The organism is Consotaella aegiceratis (assembly GCF_036541425.1).
GTDB lineage: Bacteria > Pseudomonadota > Alphaproteobacteria > Rhizobiales > Rhizobiaceae > Consotaella > Consotaella aegiceratis.
In genome coordinates this window covers 1-20329 of sequence record NZ_JAZHFT010000051.1, presented here as the reverse complement: position 1 = coordinate 20329, position 20329 = coordinate 1, and the positions used below count along the sequence as shown (strand labels likewise).

The window sequence follows — 20329 nt, the reverse complement described above, 5'->3', positions numbered from 1 at the left end:
GCCGCCGCCGGGCTCACCCTCGCCGCCTCCGTTGCCGGATCGGCCATGGCCGGGACCTGGTATCCCTATGACGCCACCGAGACGACGCCAGCCTTTTCGGCCGACGGCAAAACCTCGGACGTCGTCTATACGCCGCTCGAAAAGGCGGAGAAGCCCTGGAACATCTGTGTTTCCTTCCCGCACATGAAGGATGCCTACTGGCTGGGCGTCGACTACGGCGTCGCCGAGGAGGCGAAGGAACTCGGCGTCAAGATGAATCTGCAGGAGGCCGGCGGCTACACCGAACTGACCAAGCAGATTTCGCAGATCGAGGACTGTGTGGCCGGCGGTGCCGACGCCGTGGTCATCGGCGCGATCTCCTATGACGGCCTCAACAGCGCGGTCGCCGAGATCGCCAAGAAGAAGATCCCGGTGATCGATCTCGTCAACGGCATGTCCTCGCCCGACATCACCGCCAAGTCGCTCGTCTCCTTCTATACGATGGGCTACGAGACCGGCGCCTATCTCGCCAAGAAGCATCCCGAGGGCTCCGATCCGGTCAAAGTCGGCTGGTTCCCCGGTCCGGCCGGTGCCGGCTGGGTCGAGGCCGCCAACACCGGTTTCATGGACGCGGTGAAGGGCAGCGCGCTCACCGTGCTGCCGCCCAAATACGGCGACACCGGCAAGGAGGTGCAGCTCAAGCTGGTCGAGGACGTGCTCCAGGCCGAGCCCGACCTGCGCTACGTCGCCGGCACGGCGGTGACCGCCGAAGCCGCTCAGGGCCTGATCCGCGAGCGCGATCTCAAGGGCAAGGTCGATCTCCTGGCCTTCTACATGACGCCCGGCGTCTACGAAGGCATCCAGCGCGGCTTCATCGAGGCGGCGCCCGCCGACTCCATGGTGATCCAGGGCCGTATCGCCATCGACCAGGCGGTGCGTGCCATCGAGGGCAAGGACCTCATCAAGCATGTCGGGCCGAAGATCTTCATGGTCGACGCCGACAACATCGAGACCGTGGATCAGACCAACATCCTGCCCCCGAACGGCTTCAAGCCGGTCTTCGAGGTGCAGTGAACCGTTCGTCATGCCCGGCGGTCCGGCGGCTTGTCCACCGGGCCGACCCCGGACGAGGACCAAGCGATGTATCCTGAGCGGCCAGTCGTCGAACTGATCAACGTCTCCAAGGACTATCCGGGCGTCAAGGCGCTGGACGGCGTCGACTTTTCGCTGATGGCCGGCGAGGTGCACGTCCTCTTCGGCGAGAACGGCGCCGGCAAGTCGACGCTGATCTCGGTGCTTGCGGGCGTCACGCGGCCCTCGTTCGGCACCATTCGGATGGGCAGCGACCTGATGGATTTCCAGTCCGTCAAGGACGCGCGCGAGGCGGGCATCGGTGCCGTCTTCCAGGAGTTCTCGCTCGTCCCGACCCTGTCGGTCGCCGACAACATCTTTCTCGGCGACGAGCCGGGAAAGGGGCCCTTCATCAGCCGCGGCGCCATGCGCCGCGAGGCCCAAGCGCTGCTCGACCGGCTCGGATTCCAGGTCGGCGTCGACCGCTCGGTCGCCTCGCTGTCGCGCGCCGAGCAGCAGATGGTGGAGATCGCCAAGGCGGTGCGCGCCAACGTGCGCATTCTGATTCTGGACGAGCCGACCGCCTCGCTCACCGAACGCGAGACCGAAAAGCTGTTCGAGTTCATCGCCCAGGCCAAGGCGAAGGGCATCGGCATCGTCTACATCTCGCACCGGATGCACGAATTCTCCGCCATCGCCGATCGGATCACCGTGCTGCGCGACGGCAAGGTGGTGGGCACCGTCGAGGCAGCCGGCGCGACCGACGACACGCTCATCGAGATGATGACCGGGCGCAAGGTCGAGGAACTCTATCCGGCGATCGCCCGCGCCGAAAGCGGCGAGACGGTGCTGGCCGTCGAGGGGCTCCACGCCTGGGGCGTTCACGGCGTGTCGTTTTCGGTGCGCAAGGGTGAGGTGCTCGGCATTGCCGGCCTCGTCGGCTCGGGCAAGTCGCGGGCGTTCCGCTCGGTCATGGGGCTCAATCCGGCGACGGCCGGCCGGGTGCTTCTCAACGGCCGCGACGTGACCGGGGCGCCGACGCGCCGCGTGTTGGCGAGCGGCGTCTTCTACCTGCCGTCCGACCGCAAGAGCGAGGGGCTGGTGCTGGGGGCGAGCGCGCGCGACAACATCGCGCTGTCGTTGCTCGGCAATCGCGAGGCGCGCGGACCGATGGGGCTGACCTCGCCGTCGGCCACACGCCGCATCACCGACGGCATCGGCGAGCGCGTCGATCTTTCGCAATCCTATCTGGCCCGCGCCACCTCCAAGCTGTCTGGCGGCAACCAGCAGAAGGTGCTGTTCGGCAAGGGCTTCGGCCGCTCGTGCGAGCTCTACATCTTCGACGAGCCGACGGTCGGCGTCGATGTCGGCACGCGTGCCGCGCTCTACCGGCTGATCAAGGAGATTGCCGAGGATGGCAACGCCGTCGTCGTCATCTCTTCGGATCTGCCGGAGGTGATGAGCCTCGCTCATCGCCTGCTGGTCTTCGCCAACGGCCATATCACGGCGGAGCTGGAGGGTGAGGCCATCGACGAGCCGACGGTGCTCGGCGCATTCTTCGACTACGAAAGGCAATCGGCATGAACACCAAGGCCCAGGCCATTTCCGAAGGCGCGCGCCCGCTGTTCGCGGCCGGGGCGCTGCGCAGCCTCTTCGTCGCCGTCGGCGTGCTGCCGTTCTTCCTGGTCGCGGCCCTGGTGATCTTCGCCGTCGCCACGCCCCAGTTCCTGCAGGTCGACAACATCGTCAACGTCGCCCGCCAGTCGGTCTATCTGGTGCTGGTGTCGCTCGGACAGATGCTGGTTCTGGTCACCGCCGGATTCGACCTCGCCGTGGGAACGTCCATCGCCTTGACCTCGGTCGTCTCGGCCACGGTGATGGCCTATCTCTCGACCGTCTTTCCCGACTCCACTTGGCTCGTCATCGCTCTCGGCGTTCTCGCCGGCCTTGCCGCGGCCATCGTCATCGGCATGCTCAACGGCCTGGGCGTCGCCGGGTTCGGCGTTTCGCCGTTCATCATGACGCTCGGTGTCCAGTCCGTCGGTGCGGGCATCGCGCTGTTCATCACCGGCGGCGTGCCGGTGAGCGGCATCCCTTACGAATTCGGCGACGTCTTCGGCTTCGGCCGCGTCTTCGGCGTCCCGGTGCCGGTGCTGGTGGCGCTGCTCGCCATCGTCGTCGTCTGGGTGCTGATGAACCGCACCCGCTTCGGTGCGCGGCTCTATGCCGTCGGCGGCAACATCAAGGCCGCCAATCTGTCGGGTATCAACACGGCGCTCGTGCTGTTTTCGGCCTATGTGATCTGCGCGCTGCTGGCCTCTGTCTCCGGCGTGCTGCTGACGGCCCGTGTCGGTTCGGGCGAGACCAATCTGGGCGGCACCATCGCGCTGGAATCGATTGCCGCCTGCGTCATTGCCGGCGTGTCGCTGCGCGGCGGCATCGGCCGGGTCGAGAACGTCGTGCTCGGCGCCTTCTTCATCGTGCTCGTGCAGAACGGCATGAACCTGATGCAGATCGGCTCCTACATGCAGATGGTGCTGATCGGCGCTCTGCTGATCCTCGCCGTGGTCCTCGATCAATACCGCTACCGCCTGCTGGTCGGCGGTCAATAGAACGCTCCTCCCGCGCTGGCCGTCGCGACCGCCCCTGGGGTGCGGACGCGCGGCGCCGCTCGGTCGGACGCCTTCACCAGCCCTTCGATTTTTCTGATCTGATCTGGAGATGACAATGCAGAACGAGGTCATCGCGGCCCGCAGGACCGCGGCCATTCCCCGCGGCGTCGCGGCGACGACATCGGTGTTCGTCGAGCGCGCGCAGAATGCCGAGCTATGGGACGGGGAGGGGCGGCGCTACATCGACTTCGCCGCCGGCATCGCCGTGGTCAACACCGGCCATTGCAACGGCCGCGTGATCGACGCGGTCAAGGCGCAGCTCGACAGCTTCACCCACACCTGCCACCAGGTCGTGCCCTACGAGAACTATGTGCGGCTCGCCGAGCGCCTCAACGCGCTGGCGCCCGGCGATTTCGCCAAGAAGACGACCTTCGTGACGACCGGTGCCGAGGCGGTGGAAAACGCGGTGAAGATCGCCCGCGCCGCCACCGGACGCCCGGGCGTCATCGCCTTCGCCGGCGGCTTCCACGGCCGCACCTTCATGACGCTGACGCTGACCGGCAAGGTGGCGCCCTACAAGAACGGCATCGGCCCGATGATGGGCGAGGTCTATCACGTGCCGTTCCCCAATCCGGTGCACGGGGTCAGCGTCGAGGACACTTTTGCGGCCATCGACCGGCTGTTCAAGGCCGACATCGAGCCGGGCCGGGTGGCGGCGATCCTCTACGAGCCCGTGCAGGGCGAGGGCGGCTTCTACGAGGCGCCCGCCGAGCTGGTGAAGGGGCTTCGCGCGCTGTGCGACGAGCACGGCATCGTGCTCATCGCCGACGAAGTGCAGACCGGCTTCGGGCGCACCGGCCGGATGTTCGCCTCCGAGCGCTATGAGGCGGCGCCGGACCTCATCTCCATGGCCAAGGGCCTCGGCGGCGGCTTTCCGATCGCCGCGGTCACCGGTCGCGCCGACCTGATGGACGTGCCTGGTCCCGGCGGCCTCGGCGGCACCTTCGGCGGCAGCCCGATCGGCATCGCAGCGGCGCATGCGGTGCTCGACGAGATCGAGGAGAGGGGGCTCTGCCAGCGGGCCGAAGCGCTCGGCAAGCGGCTGAAGGACCAGCTGGTCGTCGTGCGCGAGAGCGTGCCGCAGATCGCCGACGTGCGCGGGCCGGGCTTCATGAACGCGGTGGAGTTCTGCGATCCGAAGACCGGCGAGCCCGACGCCCCGTTCACCAACGCCGTCCGCCTGAAGGCGCTCGAAAACGGCGTCATCCTTCTCACCTGCGGTGTCCACGGCAACGTCATCCGCTTCCTGTCGCCGCTGACCATCGAGGATGCGGTGTTCGACGAGGCGCTCGAGGTGATCGGGCAGGCCATTCTGGACTGCGCGACGGAGCGGACGGCATGATCCATTCCACGTCCCTCCGGCAGCGTCTTGCCGATGCGTCGTTGCTCTGCGACCGGGCGCTGGTCGGCGACGAATGGGTTTCCACCGACGCCGCCGGAGCCACTTTCGCTGTCACCAACCCCTCGACCGGAGAGGTGATCGCCGAGCTGCCGGACGTGCCGATCGAGGCGGTGCGCCAGGCCATCGCGGTCGCCGAAACGGCACAGAAGGCCTGGGCGGCGAAGACCGCCAAGGAGCGCGCGACCGTGCTGCGACGGCTCTACGATCTCATGGTCGAGAATGCCGACGATCTGGCCGCCATCCTGACCGCCGAGATGGGCAAGCCCTTTCCGGAGGCGCGGGGCGAGATCCTCTACGGCGCGTCCTTCGTCGAATGGTTCGCCGAAGAGGCCAAGCGCATCTACGGCGACACCATCCCCGGCCATCAGCCGGACAAGCGCATCATCGTCGTCAAGCAGCCGGTGGGCGTGGTCGGCGCCATCACGCCGTGGAACTTCCCGAACGCGATGATCGCCCGCAAGGTCGCACCGGCGCTCGCCGTGGGCTGCGCCATGGTCGCCCGGCCGGCGGCTCAGACGCCGCTCTCCATGCTGGCGCTGGCGGTGCTGGCCGAGCGCGCCGGCGTGCCGCGCGGCGTCTTCTCGGTGATCACCACGGCCAGCGGCTCGGCCTTCGGCAAGGAGCTCTGCACCAACGACACGGTGCGCAAGATCACCTTCACCGGCTCGACCGAAGTGGGGCGCATCCTGATGCGCCAGGGCGCCGACCAGATCAAGAAGTTCGGCCTGGAGCTCGGCGGCAACGCCCCCTTCATCGTCTTCGACGACGCCGACCTCGACGCGGCCGTCGAAGGGGCGATGATCTCCAAGTACCGCAATGCCGGCCAGACCTGCGTCTGCGCCAACCGTCTCTATGTCCAGGCCGGCGTCTACGACGCCTTTGCCGAGAAGCTGACGGCCAGGGTGGCGGCGTTGGAGGTGGGCGACGGCTTCGCCGACGGGGTGGCGATCGGACCGCTGATCGATGCCGCCGCGCTGGAAAAGGTGAAGGAGCATGTAGAGGACGCCGTGGCCAAGGGGGCGAGGGTGCTCACCGGCGGCCAGGCGGACGGGCAGGGCGGGCTGTTCTATCGCCCGACCGTGCTGGCCGGCGCGACACCCGCGATGAAGGTCGCCCGCGAGGAGACGTTCGGCCCGGTGGCGCCGCTCTTCAAGTTCGAGACGGTCGACGAGGTGGTCGCCATGGCGAACGACACCGAGTTCGGCCTCGCCTCCTACTTCTATGCCCGCGACCTGTCGCGCGTCTTCAGGGTGGCCGAGGCTCTGGACTACGGCATGGTGGGCATCAACACCGGGCTGATCTCCACCGAGGTCGCACCCTTCGGCGGCGTCAAGCAGTCGGGGCTGGGACGCGAGGGATCGAAATACGGCGCTGAGGACTATCTCGAAATCAAATATCTCTGCCTCGGCGGGATCTGAGGCAGCCCGAAACGAACAAGGCCCCGGCGCAGCCACGCCCCGGGGCCTTGTTCAGCTTGGCTCTCTCCTCGGCGGATGGGTCACCACGAGGGGAACAGATATTGCCGTCAGCTGCAGCCGCTGGTGGCGCCGCAGGTGTCGCACTTCAGGCAGGTGCCGTTGCGGACCATCGAGTAGTTGCCGCACTCCTCGCAGCTGTCGCCTGTATAGCCCTTCATCATGGCTTCCGCCCGGCGCTCCGCCTTGGCGCTGGCGGCGACGTTGTCGGTGTCCTTCTTGGTCGCCGGATAGGCCAGCGGCTGATCGAACAGGCCCTGCGCCGGGGAGGTGTCCTCGGTCGGCGCGGGATCCGACAGCGGCGCCTGCTCGTAGTCGCGCTTGAAGGCCGTGGCTCCTTGCGTGGTCGCGAGCGTCGGGCGCGTGCCGCCCACCGCCGAGGCCGTGGTCGAGGCAGGCCGGTTTGCCGCCACCGGCGCCGTGACCGGGGCAGCGGCTGGCTTGGAGCTGCGCGGCGCTACCTCGGCCGAACCGTGCGGCTCGCTGGTCACCAGGCGGAACTTGGCCGTCTGGCCGCGCACCATGCCGCTCGAGATCGGCAGGGGCGCGGGCTTGTCGCCCTTGACCCCGCGGCCGACGGTCGAGGCGCCGAAGTCCTCGGGCTGGACATGGGCGAGGTCGTGCCGTCCGAGATAGGAGACGGCGAGCTCGCGGAACACGTAGTCGAGGATCGACGTGGCGTTCTTGATCGCTTCGTTGCCCTGTACCATGCCTGCCGGTTCGAACCGGGTGAAGGTGAAGGCGTCGACATATTCCTCCAGCGGTACGCCGAACTGCAGGCCGAGCGAGATGGCGATGGCGAAGTTGTTCATCATCGCGCGGAAGGCGGCGCCCTCCTTGTGCATGTCGATGAAGATCTCGCCCAGACGGCCGTCGTCGAACTCGCCGGTCCTGAGATAGACCTTGTGGCCGCCGACGATCGCCTTCTGGGTGTAGCCCTTGCGCCGGTTCGGCAGCTTCTCGCGCTCGCGCACCACCTTTTCGACGATCCGCTCGACAATGCGCTCGGCCACCTGCGTCGCCTGCTCGGCGGCGGGCGCAGCCATCAGCGCGGCGGCGGTCTCTTCCACCAGATCCTCGTCGTCGTCCTCGTCGGCGATGAGCGAGGCGTTGAGCGGCTGGCTGAGCTTGGAGCCGTCGCGATAAAGCGCGTTCGCCTTGAGCGCCAGCTGCCACGACAGCTTGTAGGCCGAGTTGCAGTCCTCGACGGTGGCATCGTTCGGCATGTTGATGGTCTTGGAGATGGCGCCCGAGATGAAGGGTTGGCTCGCCGCCATCATGCGGATGTGGGATTCGACCGACAGATAGCGCTTGCCGATGCGCCCGCAGGGGCTGGCGCAGTCGAACACCGGATAATGTTCTTGCTTCAGGAAGGGCGCGCCTTCGAGCGTCATCGCACCGCAGACGTGGATGTTGGCCGCCTCGATGTCCTTGCGGGAAAAGCCGAGCGCCGGCAGCATCTCGAAGGCGAAATCGTTCAGCTGCTCGTCGGTGAGCCCCAGCTTCTCCTTGCAGAACTCCTCGCCGAGCGTCCACTTGTTGAAGGCGAACTTGATGTCGAAGGCCGACTTCAACGCCGCGTTGAGCGCCGCGACCTGCTCGTCACCGAAGCCCTTGGCCTTCAGCGCGCCGGGATTGATCGCCGGCGCCTGATCGAGATTGCCGTGACCGACGGCATAGGCCTCCATCTCGGCGATCTGGTTCTCCGCGTAGCCGAGTGCGCCCAGCGCCTCCGGCACGGCGCGGTTGATGATCTTGAAGTAGCCGCCGCCGGCGAGCTTCTTGAACTTCACCAGCGCGAAGTCGGGCTCGATGCCCGTGGTGTCGCAATCCATGACCAGGCCGATCGTGCCGGTGGGCGCGATCACCGAGACCTGGGCGTTGCGGTAGCCATGCTTGGCGCCGAGCTCGACCGCCTCGGTCCACGCCGCCTTCGCGCGGCCCGACAGGCGCTTGTCCTTCAGCGAGGGATGATCGAGCGGCACCGGATCGACCGACAGGCTCTCATAGCCGTTGGCGATGCCGTGCGCCGCGCGCGAGTGGTTGCGCATGACGCGAAGCATCGACTCGCCATTGCGCTCGTAGTCGGGGAAGGTGCCGAGATCGGCCGCCATTTCGGCCGAGGTGCGATAGGCGATGCCGGTCATCAGCGCGGACACCGCGCCGCAGATCGCGCGGCCCTCGGCCGAATCGTAGGGGATGCCGTCGGTCATCAAGAGGCCGCCGATATTGGCGAAGCCGAGGCCCAGCGTGCGGTAGTCGTAGGACAGGCGTGCGATCTCGCGGCTCGGGAACTGCGCCATCATCACCGAGATTTCCAGCACGATCGTCCACAGCCGCACGGCGTGCTCGAAGGCCGGCACGTCGAAGCGGCTCTTGCCGTCCTTCGTCACCTCGCGGAACTGCAGCAGGTTGAGCGACGCGAGATTGCACGCCGTGTCGTCCAGGAACATGTATTCCGAGCACGGATTGGACGCGCGGATCTCGCCGGCCGCCGGGCAGGTGTGCCAGTCGTTGATCGTCGTGTGGAACTGGATGCCCGGATCGGCGGACGCCCAGGCCGCATAGCCGATGCGCTCCCACAGCTCGCGCGCCTTCACCGTCTTGACCGGCTTGCCGGTGATGCGGGCCGTCAGCGTCCAGTCGCCGTCGGTCTCGACCGCGTTCAGGAACTCGTCGGTGACGCGCACCGAATTGTTGGAGTTCTGGCCGGCGACGGTGCGATAGGCCTCCGAATCCCAGTCGGTGTCATAGACCGGGAACTCGATCTCGGTGTAGCCCTGGCGCGCGAACTGGATGACGCGCTTGATGTAGTTCTCCGGAACCTGGGCCTTCTTGGCATCCTTCACCGCGCGCTTCAGCGCCGGGTTCTTCATCGGCTCGAAGCAGCTGCCGTCGGGGCCTTCGCAGTTGACGCAGGCCGACAGGATCGCCTTCAGGTGCTTGGAGATGGTCTTGGAGCCGGTCACCAGGGCGGCGACCTTCTCCTCCTCGCGCACCTTCCAGGAGATGTAGTCCTCGATATCGGGGTGATCGATGTCGACCACCACCATCTTGGCGGCCCGGCGCGTGGTGCCGCCCGACTTGATGGCGCCGGCCGCCCGGTCGCCGATCTTCAGGAAGCTCATCAGACCCGACGACTTGCCGCCGCCCGACAGGCGCTCGCCTTCGCCGCGCAGCGCCGAGAAGTTGGAGCCGGTGCCCGAGCCGTACTTGAACAGGCGCGCCTCGCGCACCCACAGATCCATGATGCCGCCCTCGTTGACGAGGTCGTCGGCGACCGACTGGATGAAGCAGGCGTGCGGCTGCGGGTGCTCATAGGCGGACGACGATGCCGTGAGCTGGCCGGTGAAGGGATCGACGTAGAAGTGGCCCTGGCCGGGGCCGTCGATTCCATAGGCCCAGTAGAGGCCGGTGTTGAACCATTGCGGCGAGTTCGGCGCCGCCTTCTGGGTCGCCAGCATATAGGCCAGCTCGTCGCAGAAGGCGCGAGCATCTTCCTCGGAGGCGAAATAGCCGCCCTTCCAGCCCCAATAGGTCCAGGTGCCGGCCAGCCGGTCGAAAACCTGGCGCGCATCGGTCTCTGAGCCGTAACGCTCGTCCTCGGGCAACTCGGCCAGCGCCTTCTCGTCGGCGACGGAGCGCCACAGCCAGGACGGCACGCTGGTCTCTTCGACTCGCTTCAGCCGCTTCGGCACGCCGGCCTTGCGGAAATATTTCTGCGCCAGGATGTCGCTCGCCACCTGGCTGAACTGCGAGGGAACGTCGATCCCCTCCAGTCGGAAGACGATCGAGCCGTCCGGGTTCTTGATCTCGCTCACCGCCTTGCGGAACGACAGGTCCGCATAGGCGTCGGGGCCTGCCTTGGTGTAACGGCGCTCGATCTTCAGTCCCATGGAATATGCCCCCGTGCTCGATTTTAGGGCGGTCCGCCGGCCGCCGCTGAGAGATGATCACCGTCACACCATCTTGTGTGACGCCGCGTGACTAGCACTACATATAGTGATTTTCACCGGTTAAGAAACCGTTACTCACAGCTTTGGGAATGGCTGGGGATTGTTGCCGCCCACCGTTGCCGGGATGCCGCATCGAACGGCACCGCGCTCCAAAAGCCAACTCTGAAGCAGCCTCTCGAGCGGCCGCGGAAGCAAGCTAGGGCGATTCAGCGGGCGGGTGCAAGCGCAAGATTTTCGCAGTGCGATTCACTCCCGGTTATCCAAGGCCTGGGGTGTGAATCGTGGGAATTGCATCGAGCTTTTTGCGCCCGAATCGGCGGTCGAAAGGCCGCCTGGCGATTCGTGGAAGGGGCGTGCCGGCATCGATGATGCGGGCGGAGTCGTCGGACGCCCATTTCACGGCGGCCCCTGGACGGGGCGAGCGTTATCCTCCGGTCGATCCGAAGGGGAATGGCGCCCCGGACACCGCAGAGCACTGGGACCGGACGCGGCTGCCGTGCGCGCACCGGGCCGGCCTGTGCTCGACCAGACGTCGGCAGTCGTTGCTCAGCCCTGCGTGTCCTTGCCGATCGGCGCCTGGAAGGAGAGGCCGAGATCCCATGGGAAGAAGATCCACGTGTCCTGGCTCACCTCGGTGATGAAGGTGTCGACCAGCGGGCGGCCCTTGGGCTTGGCATAGACGGTGGCGAAGTGCGCCTTGGGCAGCATGGCGCGCACGATGCCGGCAGTCTTGCCGGTGTCGGTGAGATCGTCGACGATCAGGATGCCTTCGCCTTCGTCGTCCATGAGGCTCGGCGAAATGTCCTTCAGGACCTTCAGTTCACCCTGTTCGGTGTATTCGTGATAGGAGGCCACGCACACGGTTTCGATCAGCCGGGTGCCGAGTTCGCGGGCGATGATGGCCGCGGGCACCAGGCCGCCGCGCGTGATGCAGACGATCGCCCGCCATTCCGGCCGCACGCCCGCCAGTCGCCAGGCCAAGGCGCGGGCATCACGATGAAACTGGTCCCAGGATACCGGGAAGGACTTCTCGAGGGTCGACATCGGTCTCTCCGTCTGGTCGAAGGATCGCCGCAAATAACGACTCGCGCTCGCCGGGGCAATCGGCGGCAAGCCACTCTGTCGCATCGAATTGCCGCAGGGTTAGCGCCCGGATTTTTCCCGGACCATCTCCTCGACCTCGATGCGCGCCGCCTCGAGCAGCGCCTCGTCGCGCGAGCGCAGCACGATCTCGGTCGAATAGCCCTGGCCGTCGTAGCGCGGATAGGAGCCGATCGCGACGGTCTCGTAATGCGATTGGATCTCACGCAGCGCGTCGCCGATATCGCCTTCACCGATGGAGCAGGGGACGCTGGCCGACAACACGGCCTGTCCCGTCGGCAGTGCCTGGAGCACGCCGTCGAGCATCGCCCGGAAGACCTCCGGTATACCGGCCATGACGAAGACGTTGTCGACGCGGAAGCCGGGCGCGACCGAAACCGGGTTGTCGATCAGTTCGGCGCCGTCGGGCGTGCGCGCCATGCGCTGGCGCGCTTCGGTGAACTCCACGCCGCGGCCTTGGTAATAGGTGGCAAGCTGTGCATGGGCTTCCGGATGCGGCCCGATCGGCAATGCGAAGGCGGCGGCCACCGCATCGGCGGTCACGTCGTCGTGAGTGGGGCCGATGCCGCCCGAGGTGAAAACGAAGTCGTAGTTGCGGCGCAGCGTGTTGAGCGTGATCGAGATCATCGACGGTTCGTCGCCGACGATGCGCACCTCCTTCAGGTCGATCCCGGCCATGGTCAGCATCTCGGCGAGCGTGCCGACGTTCTTGTCCTTGGTGCGGCCGGACAGGATTTCGTCGCCGATCACCAGCATGGCGGCGGTGAAGCTGGGCTGGTGCGACATGCATGTTCTCCGGTGCGACTCGGGACCGTGAAACAAAAGAATCGGACTCGGTCGCAGAAAAGCAAGGCGGCCTCCGCCGTTCGAAGGCAGTGAACGGTCTGTCCTATCGTTTATGGCGATGAAGGCTCGGCCTTCGGGCCTATGTTCCCGCTCAACGGGCCGGCGGCAGGCCGAGACGAGATGCGTCGAACGACGGCCTCGAACGTCAATGGATCAACCAGCGCAGGGGAATCGAATGGCCAAGGTACTTGTTCTCTATTATTCCAGCTATGGGCATATCGAGACGATGGCGAAGGCCGTTGCCGAAGGCGCGACCGGCGCCGGAGCGACGGTCGACATCAAGCGGGTTCCGGAAACCGCACCGGCCGAGGTCGTGCAGGCCGCCGGCTTCAAGACCGACCACGACTATCCCGAGGCGCAGCCGGACGACCTGAAGGCCTACGACGCCATCGTCATCGGCGTGCCGACCCGCTACGGCAACATGGCCTCGCAGATGCAGGCCTTCTGGGACCGCACCGGGCCGCTCTGGGCGACGGGCGCGCTGGTCGGCAAGATCGGCGGCGCCTTCACCTCGACGGCGACGCAGCACGGCGGCAACGAGACCACGCTGTTCGGCGCCATTCGTGTCCTGCTGCACCACGGTCTTTTGATCGCCGGTTTGCCCTATGCGTTTCAGGGCCAGATGCGCCTCGACGAAATTGTCGGCGGCTCGCCCTATGGCGCGTCGACCATCGCCGGCGGCGACGGCTCGCGCATGCCGAGCGACACGGAGCTGGACGGAGCCCGCTTCCTGGGCAATCGAATCGCCGAAGTCGCCGCCAAGCTGACGGCATAGGCCGCCGCGACGGCGTCGCTTCGGCATGGAAAAGGCCGCACCGTGCGCCGGTGCGGCCTTTCTCATTCAACGTTCTGCCGTCAGTGGGCGGCGGCGATGCCGGCGATGACGCCGCTGGCAATCGAAATCAGAAGATAGTTTCCGTCGACGCGGACCCACTCCTGGCCGCGGCTCGGCGCGTGGAGATGGTAGCGCTTGTAGTCGACCACCTGGCGCTTGCCCTTGTAGTGGGCTCCCTTCCGCCAGGAGGCGTGCTGGGTCTGCTTGGACTGATGCTGGATCGGCTTCTTCTGGACCTCGTGCTGGCTGGCCGGCGCGCGGGTCTGGGCGGAGGCCTCGCCGGTGGTGGCGAGCGGCGCCACGAGAAGCGCCAGGGCGAGGGCGGAGAGAGCAAGCTTTTTCATCGTTCGGTTCCTTCTCATCGACGCCGGTCTTTGCCGGCTGATGAAAGGCATCCTGGCGTTTGGGCGATGAACCGAAGATGAGTGTGGAATTACAAAATCGTAAGGCAGGCTTAAAGCGACGCCGCATCGCGATGGCCGGCTGTCAGGCGCGTCCAGAGCAGAGTGAAATCTGGGCCGGATGACGGTCGGCGACATCGCGCAAATGAAGAATGGTGCGGGCGGCGGGACTCGAACCCGCACGGGACGAAGCCCGAGGGATTTTAAGTCCCTTGCGTCTACCATTCCGCCACGCCCGCTCGGTTCGAGGAGTGACGGCTTTCGGCGCGAAGGTCAACGGCCGGCGCGCGATATATAAAGCGTCCGGCCATCCGGCCGGTGCTGCGGGGCAGACGCCTGTCGGCACCCGTTTCCGACGATCCTCTATTCGGCCGGGGATGGGCCGCCGCGCGAGGTCTCGGCGATCGCCTCGTGGTGCCGGATGACTTCCTTGATGATGAAGTTCAGAAACTTTTCGGCGAACTCCGGGTCGAGCTTCGCCGAGACGGCCAGTTGCCGCAGCCGCGCCACCTGCCGCGCTTCGCGATCCGGATCGGCCGCCGGCAACTCGTGGGTGGCCTTGAACACGCCCACCTTCTGGGTGCAGCGGAACCGCTCGGCGAGCATGTGGATCAGCGCGGCGTCGATGTTGTCGATGCTGTCGCGCAGGTCGTGCAGCTCGGAGAGCGCGGCTCGGGTGTCCTCGGTCATCGGGAGTCCCTTCATCGTTCGCGGAGCCCAGGGGCGACGCCGCCGTAACCCGAAGGCCGTTGCGGCGCTGCGTGGCGGCGGCGATACCCTGCTATGGCCGGCATGTCCACAGCGGGGACACTGGTCGACGTAATGCGACGGGGCGGAGAGGCTGGCGGGGTCGTCGTCGGCGCGCCATGGCCGCCTGGATGTTGACAGCAGCCGAATTGTCGCGATGAGGTGGCCGGCACGGGGTCGTTGCGCGGTGGGAGGCTTTGCGCCAGCTGCTCCGGCCAGGCGGCCGGTCCGGCTGTCCTGGTCTCGTATTCAACCGATGCCGCCGAGGTCCCGCATGGCTCCGTCCACCCCGTTTCCCCCCTTCGAAGCCGTCGCGCCCGATCTGGTGGACGTCGCCATGGGCCGCGCGCCGGCCGACTTGGTCGTGAGAAACGGCCGCTGGCTGAACGTGCACTCGGGCGAGGTCATCGCCGGCACGGATATCGCGGTCAAGGCCGGGCGCTTCGCCTATTGCGGGCCGGATGCCGGCCACTGCATCGGCGAGGCGACGACGGTCGTCGACGCCGATGGGCGCTACCTCGTTCCCGGCCTGTGCGATGCGCACATGCATGTCGAAAGCGGCATGGTGACGGTCACCGAATTCTGCCGCGCGGTGATCCCGCACGGAACCACGTCCATGTTCATCGATCCGCACGAGATCGCCAACGTGCTGGGGCTTGCCGGCGTCAAGCTGATGCACGACGAAGCCCTGGTGCAGCCGACCAATGTATGGGTGCAGATGCCGTCCTGCGTGCCCTCGGCACCGGGGCTGGAGGAGGGCGGCGCGGTGCTCGGGCCGGCCGAAGTCGCCGAGGCGATGGCCTGGCCGGCGATCATCGGGCTGGGCGAGGTGATGAATTTTCCGGGTGTGGCCGGCAACGATCCGACCATGGCCGGCGAGATCGCCGCGACGCGCGCGGCGGGGCGCACCGTGGGCGGGCATTATGCGTCACCGGACCTCGGCCGCGCCTTTCATGGCTATGTCGCCGGCGGGCCGGAGGACGACCACGAGGGCACCCGCATGGAAGACGCGGCGGCGCGGGTGCGCCAGGGCATGAAGGCCATGCTCAGACTCGGCTCGGCCTGGTACGACGTTGCCTCGCAGGTGCGGGCGATCACCGAAATGGGGCTCGACTCGCGCCATTTCATCCTGTGCACCGACGACAGCCATTCCGGCACGCTGGTGCGCGACGGTCATATGAACCGCGTCGTGCGCCATGCCATCCAGCAGGGACTGAAGCCGGTCACCGCCATCCAGATGGCGACGATCAACACCGCCGAGCATTTCAAGCTGGAACGCGAGATCGGCTCGATCACCCCGGGCCGGCGCGCCGACTTCCTGCTGGTCTCCAACCTCGCGGACCTGACGATCGACGAGGTCTACGGGCGTGGCGTCAAGCTGGCCGAGGCGGGAGGTCTGGTGGCCGACATGCCGGCGCACGGCTATCCGGCGGACGCCAAGGACACCGTCAAGCTCGGTCGCAGGATCACGCCGTCCGATTTCACCGTGCCGGCGCCCGAAGAAGCCGGCGACCGCGTCAAGGTCCGCGTGATCGGCGTCGTGGAGAACCAGGCGCCGACGCGGGCGCTGACCGCCGACCTCGGCGTCAAGGAGGGGCTGGTCGGCATCGATCGCGACAACGACGTCTGCCGCATCGCCCTCGTCGAGCGGCATCGCGGCACCGGCGCGGTCACCAACGGCTATGTCTCGGGTTTCGGCTACAAGGGACGCTGCGCCATGGCCTCGACGGTGGCCCACGATTCTCACCACATGATCGTCGTCGGCACCTGCCGCGGGCAGATGGCGAAGGCCGCCAACCGCTTGGCCGAGGTCGGCGGCGGCGTGGTGTTCTTTGCCGAGGGCGAGGAGAAGGCGCTGATCGAGATGCCGATCGCCGGGCTGATGTCGGACGAGCGTTCCGAAGTCGTCGCCGAAAAGGCCGACCGGCTGATCGCCGCCATGCGCGAGGCCGGCTGCACGCTCAACAACGCCTATATGCAGCACTCGCTGCTGGCTCTGGTGGTCATCCCCTCGCTCAGGATCTCCGACAAGGGCCTGGTCGACGTCGACCGGTTCGAACTGGTCGACGTCTTCGTCTGAGGCTTACCTCGCGGGATGAGCCGTTCAGTAGGGCGAGCCGTCCTTGTGCGTGAACGTCCATGTGCCGTCGACCGAGACCGCCATCAGATCGTCGTTCGGATAGCTGCATTCGTCGCCCGGCGTGCGGTCGCCGATTTCCAGGTAGACGCAGGGGCTGTCCGCGCGGTTGTGCAGGTGATGGGCGGTGCCCCCCGCGGGAAAGCCCGACACCATGCCCGGCGACAGCACGAATTCGCCCTCGTCTGTCACCAGCGTCGGCGTGCCTTCCAGAATGTAGATGAACTCGTCCTGTCGCGAATGGCGGTGATGGATCGACGACAGACCGCCCGGCTCCATCGTGGTGAGGTTCACGCCGAAGTTCTTCAGGCCGAAAAGGTCGCCGAGCGGCTGCTTCCGGCGGCCTGCCACCGTGCTGTAGAAGGGCTCAGGATAGTTGCTGGGCTTGGTGCGCGCCGGAGCGTCGGCGGCGCGAAGAGGGCGCGTCATGGTCTGTTCTCCCGACAGAAGAGTGCAGGCCAGCATAGCAGGTGAAGGGCGGCCTGCGCCAAATTCCACCTTTACAAATCGACCGATCTGGGTCAGGGCATCCTCCAGGTGCAACGAAGCAACAGGAAGGAGGCTGCCGATGATCGCGACGTCATCGATTCGTGGAGCGATCCTTCCGATTATCGGCGCCGGCGTCATCGTCGAAGTCTCGTCCGATCTGGGCAAGACCCGATAACGACCGGCGCCGCACCACGGTCCCGTTCGGGCTGTGCCGGCACTCTTCGATTTTCGAGACGCCCGTAGAGGGCCTCAACAAGAACGGCGGTCCGTCGGCCCGACAGACCCGTTGACGGCATCCGGTGCCGGCCGCCCAGAAACGACCTGACGAACCCATGTCCCAATCCGAATTTTCGCTTCGTGTCAGCAACGCGGAGAAGGCGTTGCGCGAACTCTTTCCCGAGACGCCGCTGCAGCTCAACGAGTACCTGTCGAACCGCTTCGGCGCCCGCGTCTTCCTGAAGCGCGAAGACCTGACGCCGGTGCGTTCCTACAAGATCCGCGGCGCCTTCAACTTCATGCGCAAGCGTCTCGCCGAGGGCGGCGAAGCCACCGCCTTCTGCTGCGCCTCCGCCGGCAACCACGCCCAGGGCTTCGCCTTCGCCTGTCGCCATTTCGGCGTCAACGGCCGGGTGTTCATGCCGGTGACGACGCCCCAGCAGAAGATCGACAAGACGCGCGTCTTCGGCGGCGGCGCCGTCGAAATCGTGCTGGTCGGCGACTTCTTCGACGACTGCTACCAGGCGGCCAAAGACTACGCGCAGGCCTCGGGCGCCGAGATGGTGCCGCCCTTCGACCACGAGGACATCATCGAGGGCCAGGCCAGCGTCGCGCTGGAGATCGACCGGCAACTCGGCTACGAGCGGCCCGACATCATCGTCCTGCCGGTCGGCGGCGGGGGGCTTTCCTCGGGCGTGACGCGGCTCGTCACTGATGGATCGCGACCGGCGCCGACACTACGCTTCGTCGAGCCAGCCGGCGCGCCGAGCTTGCGCACCAGCCTCGAGCGCGGCGAGCTTACGCGGCTGCCGGCGATCGACGGTTTCGTCGACGGCGCGGCGGTAGCCGAAATCGGCCGCATCCCCTACGAGACCCTGTCGCGCTTCAAGCCGGACGACGTGATCCTGGTGCCGGAAGGCCGGCTTTGCATGACGATGCTCGAGATCCTCAACATCGAGGGGATCGTGCTGGAGCCGGCCGGAGCGCTGGCGGTCGATGCGCTGCACAGCCTCAGCGACGAGGTGAAGGGCAAGACCGTGGTGCTCGTCACCTCCGGCGGCAATTTCGACTTCGAACGTCTGCCGGACGTCAAGGAGCGGGCCCTGCGCTTCGAAGGACTGAAGAAGTACTTCATCCTGCGGCTGCCCCAGCGCCCCGGCGCGCTGAAGGACTTCTTGCAGCTGCTGGGGCCCGAGGACGACATCGCCCGCTTCGAATATCTGAAGAAGTCGGCGCGCGACTTCGGCTCGATCCTGCTCGGCATCGAGACGACGGCGCCGGAGAATTTTCCGGCGCTGCTGGCGCGGCTCGACGCCGACGGGTTCGTCTACCAGGACATCACCAACGACCAGATCGTCGCAGACCTGCTGATCTGAGCGGCCCCGGCACCGGCGGCGTCAGGTTTCGGTATCGTATCCTGCAACGCCGCTGTCGAGGAGTTGGCGGAGCCGCAAAAGGCCGGCGCTGACGTCGTCGCGCCGGCTGGACGAGAAGCCGATGCGCACGCGGTGGTAGCTGCGGTCCAGGCGCGCCGCCTTGTACTCGTCTTCGTCGTCGATGAGGATGTCCTGCTGCAGGGCAGCGTTTTTGAACGTGCCCGAAAGCCAGGCCTCCGGCAGCTTCAGCCAGAGGAAGGGGACTGAGGGGCGCGAGGCGAAATCGTGGCCGCTCAGCGCCTCGCGGGCCACGGCTTCGCGGGCCGCGATCTCGCTCAGGCTGCGTCGGCGGACGTCGCTGGCGGCGCCGGAAAGAACCAGGCGCGCGCCTGCTTCGGCCAGCACGAAGGACAGGCCGCCGGTCACCATCTTGTGGGTGATTCTCAGGCGCGGAGCGAGTTGCGGCGGGCACGCGATCCAGCCCGCGCGCACGCCGGCAGCGACGGCCTTGGACAGGCTGGAGACGACGAAGGTGCGTTCCGGCGCGAGCGAGGCCAGCATCGGCGCATCGTCCGCCGTCATGCTTCCATAGATGTCGTCCTCGATCAGCCAGACGTCATGCCGGCGTGCGATCTCGGCGATGGCGCTTCGGCGGCCCTCCGACATGACCGCCAGGGTCGGGTTGTGCATGCCCGGCATGAGGAAGGCGAGCTTCGGCTTTTCGCGCACACACACCCGCTCGAAATCGTCCGGAACGATCCCTTCGCCGTCGATGTCGGCGGTCACGATCGAGCGGCCGGTCAGGCGGACGCTGCGGCAGAGCTGGCTGTAGGTGAGAGCCTCGAAGACGATTCCGTCTCCCGGCGCCGTCATGGCCGCGACGACCGACAGCGCGGCGGCGTGAGCGCCGAGCGTCGGCACAATCTCCTCGGGTGACGGCGCCCAACCGTTGCGCGCCAGCCACCGCACACCCGCCTCGAGCCAGTCGGCCGGATGCGTCCTGGAATAGCTGGCGATGCTCAGCGGATGGTCGCGAGCGACGGAAGCGAAAACCTCGCCCACCAGCGCGCCTTGCCCGACATCGGGAGCGGCCGTCGTATCGAACCGCAGCTTGTCGGCGGGGGCTTCGTGCGAGCGGGTTCCGCCGAGTTCCAGCGGCAGAGGCTCGCTCGCGTGGTTGCCCCCAACGGGTTGGGGCCGGCCGAGAACGTAAGTGCCGCGGCCGACTTCGCCGCTGACCAGCCCGCGCTCCCGAAGAAGCGCATAGGCCCGGCCGACCGTGCCGATCGTCACCCCGAGATCGTAGGCCAGGTTGCGCTGCGGGGGCAGCTTGGCGCCCGGCTCCAGCGTTCCGTCGCTCATGGCCGCGACGATGCCGTCAGCCAGGCGGACGTAATAGGGGCCGTCGCCGTCAGCGGGATGCAGGCTCGAAATTGTCACGGTATCAATTTCCGTATTGCAGCACTTCTTAGGATTAATATATCGATTGTCAGGGTATTATACCGCTGAGCCTATGAAGTGACCGCCTTGATCCAGGGATAGTTGCAGAGCGAGATGATGCGCTCAAGATTTTCGGTGGCGCGGTTCCAGGCTTGGCAGCAGGCGTCGATGATGGCGGCCTGATCG

The 20329-nt window shown here is 66.8% G+C and carries 15 protein-coding genes and 1 tRNA gene; 8 read left to right on the top strand and 8 right to left on the bottom strand.

The features are described 5' to 3' along the window. Nucleotides 1-45 precede the first annotated feature (45 nt). The 5 genes from torT (at nt 46) to SMD10_RS21870 (ending at nt 6542) form a co-directional block, all read left to right on the top strand. A complete protein-coding gene (torT, locus tag SMD10_RS21890; protein ID WP_432757298.1) occupies nt 46-1053 on the top strand; it encodes a TMAO reductase system periplasmic protein TorT in 1008 nt (335 codons plus the stop codon). A 66-nt stretch (nt 1054-1119) separates the two neighbouring features. Continuing rightward, the gene (locus SMD10_RS21885; RefSeq protein WP_331687871.1) at nt 1120-2634 is read left to right on the top strand and encodes a sugar ABC transporter ATP-binding protein; all 1515 of its coding nucleotides are present in this window, start codon (nt 1120-1122) and stop codon (nt 2632-2634) included. Beyond that, on the top strand, nt 2631-3662 hold the full coding sequence (locus tag SMD10_RS21880) for an ABC transporter permease (RefSeq protein WP_331687870.1): 1032 nt from the start codon (nt 2631-2633) through the stop codon (nt 3660-3662). Before SMD10_RS21885 ends, SMD10_RS21880 begins: the two co-directional genes overlap by 4 nt. A gap of 115 nt (nt 3663-3777) precedes the next feature. Further along, nucleotides 3778-5064 (top strand): 4-aminobutyrate--2-oxoglutarate transaminase, encoded by a 1287-nt coding sequence (locus SMD10_RS21875; RefSeq protein WP_331687869.1) that lies wholly within the window; start codon nt 3778-3780, stop codon nt 5062-5064. Further along, nucleotides 5061-6542 carry an NAD-dependent succinate-semialdehyde dehydrogenase gene (locus SMD10_RS21870; protein WP_331687868.1) on the top strand — a complete coding sequence of 494 codons (1482 nt, stop codon included), beginning with the start codon at nt 5061-5063 and terminating at the stop codon, nt 6540-6542. Before SMD10_RS21875 ends, SMD10_RS21870 begins: the two co-directional genes overlap by 4 nt. 107 nt (nt 6543-6649) lie before the next feature. Here the strand turns inward: SMD10_RS21870 and SMD10_RS21865 are convergent, their stop codons facing one another. From SMD10_RS21865 to SMD10_RS21855, 3 genes are all read right to left on the bottom strand, one after another. Continuing rightward, complete coding sequence (locus tag SMD10_RS21865) at nt 6650-10489, bottom strand: vitamin B12-dependent ribonucleotide reductase (protein WP_432757297.1); 3840 nt, start codon at nt 10487-10489, stop codon at nt 6650-6652. Between the two features lie 612 nt (nt 10490-11101). Then, nucleotides 11102-11599, bottom strand: coding sequence for a xanthine phosphoribosyltransferase (gene gpt / locus SMD10_RS21860; RefSeq protein WP_331687866.1), 498 nt, complete (start codon nt 11597-11599; stop codon nt 11102-11104). Nucleotides 11600-11698: 99 nt separating this feature from the next. Beyond that, the gene (locus SMD10_RS21855) at nt 11699-12442 is read right to left on the bottom strand and encodes a competence/damage-inducible protein A (protein ID WP_331687865.1); all 744 of its coding nucleotides are present in this window, start codon (nt 12440-12442) and stop codon (nt 11699-11701) included. A 235-nt stretch (nt 12443-12677) separates the two neighbouring features. Here SMD10_RS21855 and wrbA point away from each other — a divergent pair, with 235 nt between their 5' ends. Then, nucleotides 12678-13277 (top strand): NAD(P)H:quinone oxidoreductase, encoded by a 600-nt coding sequence (gene wrbA / locus SMD10_RS21850; RefSeq protein WP_331687864.1) that lies wholly within the window; start codon nt 12678-12680, stop codon nt 13275-13277. A gap of 80 nt (nt 13278-13357) precedes the next feature. On the opposite strand, the gene SMD10_RS21845 is transcribed toward wrbA, so the two are convergent. The 3 genes from SMD10_RS21845 to SMD10_RS21835 all read right to left on the bottom strand — a co-directional run bounded on the left by SMD10_RS21845 (nt 13358) and on the right by SMD10_RS21835 (nt 14428). Further along, nucleotides 13358-13681: an RcnB family protein gene (locus tag SMD10_RS21845; RefSeq protein ID WP_331687863.1), complete on the bottom strand. Its 324-nt coding sequence runs from the start codon at nt 13679-13681 to the stop codon at nt 13358-13360. Nucleotides 13682-13891: 210 nt separating this feature from the next. Further along, nucleotides 13892-13977, bottom strand: a tRNA-Leu gene (locus SMD10_RS21840). Nucleotides 13978-14101: 124 nt separating this feature from the next. Continuing rightward, nucleotides 14102-14428, bottom strand: coding sequence for a chorismate mutase (locus SMD10_RS21835; protein WP_331687862.1), 327 nt, complete (start codon nt 14426-14428; stop codon nt 14102-14104). Nucleotides 14429-14759: 331 nt separating this feature from the next. On the opposite strand from SMD10_RS21835, the gene ade reads away from it, so the two are divergent. Further along, nucleotides 14760-16565: an adenine deaminase gene (gene ade / locus SMD10_RS21830; RefSeq protein ID WP_331687861.1), complete on the top strand. Its 1806-nt coding sequence runs from the start codon at nt 14760-14762 to the stop codon at nt 16563-16565. Nucleotides 16566-16589: 24 nt separating this feature from the next. On the opposite strand, the gene SMD10_RS21825 is transcribed toward ade, so the two are convergent. Beyond that, nucleotides 16590-17051: a cupin domain-containing protein gene (locus SMD10_RS21825; protein ID WP_331687860.1), complete on the bottom strand. Its 462-nt coding sequence runs from the start codon at nt 17049-17051 to the stop codon at nt 16590-16592. Between the two features lie 392 nt (nt 17052-17443). Between SMD10_RS21825 and ilvA the strand changes: the two genes are divergently transcribed. After that, nucleotides 17444-18703: a threonine ammonia-lyase IlvA gene (ilvA, locus tag SMD10_RS21820; RefSeq protein ID WP_331687859.1), complete on the top strand. Its 1260-nt coding sequence runs from the start codon at nt 17444-17446 to the stop codon at nt 18701-18703. Nucleotides 18704-18724: 21 nt separating this feature from the next. On the opposite strand, the gene SMD10_RS21815 is transcribed toward ilvA, so the two are convergent. Further along, nucleotides 18725-20143 (bottom strand): aminotransferase-like domain-containing protein, encoded by a 1419-nt coding sequence (locus SMD10_RS21815; RefSeq protein ID WP_432757296.1) that lies wholly within the window; start codon nt 20141-20143, stop codon nt 18725-18727. Between the last annotated feature and the right edge of the window lie 186 nt (nt 20144-20329).

Bases quoted from the DNA above. Each gene is read 5' to 3' on its own strand.
- SMD10_RS21880 (WP_331687870.1), top strand. From the start codon at position 2,631: ATGAACACCAAGGCCCAGGCCATTTCCGAAGGCGCGCGCCCGCTGTTC.
- SMD10_RS21870 (WP_331687868.1), top strand. From the start codon at position 5,061: ATGATCCATTCCACGTCCCTCCGGCAGCGTCTTGCCGATGCGTCGTTG.
- wrbA (WP_331687864.1), top strand. From the start codon at position 12,678: ATGGCCAAGGTACTTGTTCTCTATTATTCCAGCTATGGGCATATCGAG.
- ade (WP_331687861.1), top strand. From the start codon at position 14,760: ATGGCTCCGTCCACCCCGTTTCCCCCCTTCGAAGCCGTCGCGCCCGAT.
- SMD10_RS21825 (WP_331687860.1), bottom strand. From the start codon at position 17,051: ATGACGCGCCCTCTTCGCGCCGCCGACGCTCCGGCGCGCACCAAGCCC.
- torT (WP_432757298.1), top strand. From the start codon at position 46: ATGGCCGGGACCTGGTATCCCTATGACGCCACCGAGACGACGCCAGCC.
- SMD10_RS21875 (WP_331687869.1), top strand. From the start codon at position 3,778: ATGCAGAACGAGGTCATCGCGGCCCGCAGGACCGCGGCCATTCCCCGC.
- SMD10_RS21855 (WP_331687865.1), bottom strand. From the start codon at position 12,442: ATGTCGCACCAGCCCAGCTTCACCGCCGCCATGCTGGTGATCGGCGAC.
- SMD10_RS21835 (WP_331687862.1), bottom strand. From the start codon at position 14,428: ATGACCGAGGACACCCGAGCCGCGCTCTCCGAGCTGCACGACCTGCGC.
- SMD10_RS21845 (WP_331687863.1), bottom strand. From the start codon at position 13,681: ATGAAAAAGCTTGCTCTCTCCGCCCTCGCCCTGGCGCTTCTCGTGGCG.
- gpt (WP_331687866.1), bottom strand. From the start codon at position 11,599: ATGTCGACCCTCGAGAAGTCCTTCCCGGTATCCTGGGACCAGTTTCAT.
- ilvA (WP_331687859.1), top strand. From the start codon at position 17,444: ATGTCCCAATCCGAATTTTCGCTTCGTGTCAGCAACGCGGAGAAGGCG.
- SMD10_RS21885 (WP_331687871.1), top strand. From the start codon at position 1,120: ATGTATCCTGAGCGGCCAGTCGTCGAACTGATCAACGTCTCCAAGGAC.